This window comes from Olsenella sp. An188 (assembly GCF_002160255.1).
GTDB classification, from domain to species: Bacteria; Actinomycetota; Coriobacteriia; order Coriobacteriales; family Atopobiaceae; genus Thermophilibacter; species Thermophilibacter avistercoris.
In genome coordinates this window covers 1-4,574 of record NZ_NFKF01000012.1, presented here as the reverse complement: position 1 = coordinate 4,574, position 4,574 = coordinate 1, and the positions used below count along the sequence as shown (strand labels likewise).

The window sequence follows — 4,574 nt, the reverse complement described above, 5'->3', positions numbered from 1 at the left end:
GGCAGCCGCCCCCTTCGGCGCGCTTAGGAAAACCGCGTTATGGCGAGAAGAACCCGTGTCTTTGCTTAGCAATCCGGGGTTATGGCACGGCGCGCCGTCCCTCTCGCCCGCCCGAGGTCGGGACAACCCCGGATTCCTAAGCGGATTGCGAGCCGCGATTGCCATAACCCCGATTCCCTAAGCGTCCGCACCTCCCCGCCGCCCTTCTCGCCCCGCCCCCCGCACAGTTCCGGAACCGTGCGGCCGGGCGAGCCCGCGGCCGGCGAGCGCATGCGGGCCGGGGACGTCCATGCGATAATGTCTGCGCCCCCGACGAGAGGAGCCCCATGTCAGAGCTGCCCGCCCACCGCCTGGACCCGCGCATGCTGCGCGTCTGGTACCTGTCCGACGTAGTGGCGATGGCCGTCGTGGCCGTGCTTGCGGTGGCCGCCTGGCTCGTGGTGAGCCACCTCGGCGGGGACGTCTTCTGGGTCTACCTCGTCACGGGTGTCGTGGAGGCGATCTGCCTGGGCGACCTTCTCGTGAGCCCGCGCGTCGAGTACGCTACGTGGCGCTTTGACGTCACGCCGACCGACGTCGACCTCTACCACGGCGTCTTTGTGAAGAAGCGCGTGCTCGTGCCGCTCGTGCGCGTCCAGCACGTGCAGACCAAGCAGGGGCCGCTGCTGCGTGCGCATGGCCTGGCCAGCGTGACCGTGTCCACGGCCGGGGAGAGCTTCGAGATCCCGGGCCTGGCGGAGGCAGATGCCGAGGCCCTGCGCGACCGCGTCGCTGAGCTCGCGCGCCTTGCCAAGGAGGACGTGTGAGCGCCGGCGATAAGAACGGGCGGCCCCCGGCTCCGGACGTGCTCGGCGGCAGGGAGGACGCGCCCGGGCGACCCGAGTCCGGCCTCGCCGGAATCGAGCGCGACCTCGAGCGACTTGCCGTGCCGCACCGCTCCCTCTTTGAGCCCGAGGGTGACGCGGCGCCGTCCGCCCTCTCCGGCACCCACCGGGCGAACCCGCTCTCGGTGCTGGTCGAGGCGGTCAAGGCGGCCTCGGGCTTTGTCGTGCTCGTGGGCCTCGGCCTGGTGGGGGACTTCCTCGGAGGGGACCTCCTGGCGCTCGCCAAGCTCGTTGCCGCCGCTGCCGCGATCCTCGGCGTCTGCCTGCTGCTCTGCTTTCTGACGTGGCGCGCCCGGACCTGGGAGCTCACGGGTGCGGGGCTCGTCGTGTGCTGGGGCTTGGGCTGGGGGCCGTTCGCCCGCCGCAGCCTCACGGTTCCCTACGAGCACATCCACACCGTCACCATGCGCTCCGAGCTGCTCGAGCGCGTCTTCGGCCTCATGACCCTCGACCTCGACACGGGCGCGGCCGCCTCCGAGGGGGACGCCTCCAGGCTGCGCGGCCTGCGCGCCGGCGAGGCCGAGACCCTGCGCGCGGAGCTCTTCCGCCGCAAGCGCGTGGCCGAGGCGGGCGAGGCTGGCGTCGACCCCGCGACCGTCGCCGGGGCGGCTCCCGCGGGCGACGAGGGACCGCTCGCCACCTATGCGCTCACGACCCGCGAGCTCGTGCTCGCCTGCGTCTCGCGGATGAGCGTGGCGAGCCAGGCGTTCGCGCTCGTCATCATGCTCGTCCAGGGCGTTAACCAGCTCATCGAGTGGCGCGTGCTCGACCTCGCGGGCACCGGCGACGAGATCGTCGCGACTCCGCTCGGCGACGTCGTCCCGGTGGTCGCATGGTTTGTCGTCGCGGTCCTGGTGCTGGGGGCGGTCGTCTCCTTCGCGCTCAACCTGGTGCGCTACGCCGGGTATCGCGTCGAGCGCTACGAGGACCGCGTGGTGGTGGAGCACGGCCTGCTCTCGCGCTCGTCGAGCACGCTCGCCACCGAGCGGGTGCAGCACGTGGTTCTGCGCCAGGGGATCATCCGCCAGGTCATGGGGTTTGCCGAGGTGCAGGCGCAGGTGGTCTCCGGCCCGGGCGAGGAGGGCGGCGAGCCCATGGGCACCGTGGTGCTCCACCCGTTTCTCCGCACAGACGAGCTCGACGCGTTTCTCGCCGAGGTGCTGCCGCGCTACGCCGGCGTCCTCGGCCACGTTGAGCTCGGGCGCCTCGGTCCGGTCGCCCGCCGGCGCGCGGTGCTGCGTGCCGTCGTCTGGTGGCCGTTCTCGGCGGGTCTCGCCGTCGCGGGCCTGTGGCTTGCGGGGGTCTCCGGCCTCGCGGCGCGCGCGGCGTGGATCGTGGGCCCGCTCGTTGCCGCGGCTGCCGTGCTGAGCCTCGTGCTTCTCGCCGCGCTGGTGCTTGACGCCCTGTGCGGGTGGGGCGCGGCCCGCTATGGGCATACCGCCCGCGAGCTGGTGCTCGTTTCCGGCGGCCTCACGCGCCTGACGGTCATCGCGCCGCGCGGCCGGCTGCAGCACGTGGAGCTTCGCGCCAACCCCTTCCAGCGTCGTGCCGGCGTGGCAACCGTCTCGGTCCGGACGGCGGCCGAGCGCACCGACGGCCTCGGCCTGCGTGACGTTCCCGCGGCCGCCGCCGACGAGCTGCTCGCCTGGGTTCGCCCGCGGGGATAGCCGGGGCGTTCTTCTCGCCCGTCCCTCTTGGACTGCTTAAGGATTCCGGGTTATGGCAATCGCGGCTCGCAATCCGCTTAGGAATCCGGGGTTATGGCAGCCGTGGCCCTCGGCGCGCTTAGGAAAACCGCGTTATGGCGAGAAGAACTGTCCCGCCGCTTAGCAATCCTGGGTTATGGCACGGCGCGTCGTCCCTCCCGCCCGCCGGGTGGCGGGACAACCCCGGATTCCTAAGCGCTCCGGAGGCCGCGGCTGCCATAACCCGGAATCCCTAAGCACCTGCGGGGTTCTTCTCGCCGCAGGGGCCTGCGCGGCGAGAAGAACCTGCCGCCGTGCGGTGCGCGTCCGGGCGCGCGGGTATACTGGAACCTCCAAACCAAGTCGCCCGGAGGCCGCATGGAATCGCTCTACACCAAGTACCGCCCGCAGACGTTCGAGCAGGTGGTTGGCCAGTCGCACGTGGTCGAGACGCTCAAGCGCGCCGTGCTGGAGAACCGCACGAGCCACGCCTACCTCTTCTGCGGCCCGCGCGGAACGGGCAAGACCACCATGGCCCGCATCCTGGCCAAGGCGCTCATGTGCGAGAGGGGCCCGGCAGCCCTGCCCGACGGCTCCTGCGAGCAGTGCCGCCTCATTGCCGCCGGCGAGCACCCGGACGTGATTGAGCTCGACGCCGCCTCGCGCACCGGCGTGGACAACGTGCGCGAGGAGATCATCAGCCGCGTCAACTACGCGCCCACGATGGGCCGCTGCAAGGTCTACATCATCGACGAGGTCCACATGCTCACTACGCAGGCGTTCAACGCCCTGCTCAAGACGCTCGAGGAGCCTCCCGAGCACGTGGTCTTCGTCATGTGCACCACGGACCCGCAGAAGATCCTCGCCACGATCCTCTCGCGCGTGCAGCGCTTTGACTTCCACGCCATCGGCAACGACGAGATGCAGGCCCACCTCGCGTACGTGTGCCGCCAGGAGGGCTTCTCCTACGACGAGGCGGCGCTCGAGCTCGTGGTGCGCCACGCCCGCGGCGGCATGCGCGATGCGCTGACCACCCTGGAGCAGCTCTCCGTGTTCGGGGCCGGCAGCGTGGACCTCGCCACGGCGACGGACTTCCTCGGCGAGGTGTCCGGGGCGGTGCTGGGCAAGGTCTCGCGCGCGATGGCGCACCGCGACGTGCCGGCGCTGTTCGCCGAGGTGGGCGAGCTCGTGGACGCGGGCCGCGACCTGCTGCAGTTCACGCGCGAGCTTGCGGCGCACGTGCGCGACGTCTACGTCGTGGCCGCCGTCCCGAGCGCCGACGACGTGGTCGCGGCCCGCGGGGACGACCTCGAGGCGCTGCGTGCGGAGGCCGCCGCCTTTGGGTCGACCGACCGCCTCGCGCGCGTCCTCACCATTCTCGGCGACGCCTCGGGCGAGATGCGCACGGCCACCAACCAGCGTCTCGTTCTCGAGGTTGCGCTCACGCGCGTCGCGCGGCCCGCGAGCGACCTCACGCTCGAGGCCCTCGCCGAGCGCGTGTCTGACCTCGAGCGCCAGGTGGCCATCCTCGCGACCCCCGGCGTTGTGGCGGCCGCGGCCCCCGTCGTCGAGAAGACCCTCGAGCAGCTGCCCGCGACCCCGCAGCAGCCGCAACCCGTCGTCGCGGCTCCCGGGCCGGCGACCGTCGCGCCGTCTCCCGCCGAGAAGAACGTAGAGCCCGCGGCCGCCTCGGCTCCCCGGCCGGCCGACCACCTCGCTCCCGTGGCGCCCGCTCAGCAGAGTGCCGCCAGCCCCGGCGCTGGCGGCACGGGCCTCTCCAACGGCAACCTCCAGCGCACCTGGAAGAAGGTCGTGGACGAGCTCGTGGCGCGCGTGCCGGCAAAGGGCTCGCTGCTCCTCTCGTCCACGGCGGTGTCCGACGACGGCGAGAAGCTCACGATCTCGCTGCCGAAGGGCTCCCACTTCGCCGCGCGCATGCTCGAGCGCTCGGACGTTCGGGCGAGCGTCGACCCGGTCGTCGCGGCGTCGTTCGGCGCGCGCCAGG

At 72.0% G+C, this 4,574-nt stretch carries 3 protein-coding genes; all 3 read left to right on the top strand.

The features are described 5' to 3' along the window. Positions 1 to 326 precede the first annotated feature (326 nt). Entirely contained in the window at positions 327 to 806 is a 480-nt protein-coding gene (locus tag B5F23_RS09465) for a PH domain-containing protein (RefSeq protein ID WP_087354264.1), read from the top strand. Then, positions 803 to 2,551 carry a PH domain-containing protein gene (locus tag B5F23_RS09460; protein ID WP_087354262.1) on the top strand — a complete coding sequence of 583 codons (1,749 nt, stop codon included), beginning with the start codon at positions 803 to 805 and terminating at the stop codon, positions 2,549 to 2,551. The genes B5F23_RS09465 and B5F23_RS09460 overlap by 4 nt, the downstream gene beginning before the upstream one ends. A gap of 396 nt (positions 2,552 to 2,947) precedes the next feature. Next, positions 2,948 to 4,574, top strand: a 1,627-nt coding sequence (gene dnaX, locus B5F23_RS09455; RefSeq protein ID WP_143786406.1) for a DNA polymerase III subunit gamma/tau, incomplete at its 3' end; no start/stop codon positions are given.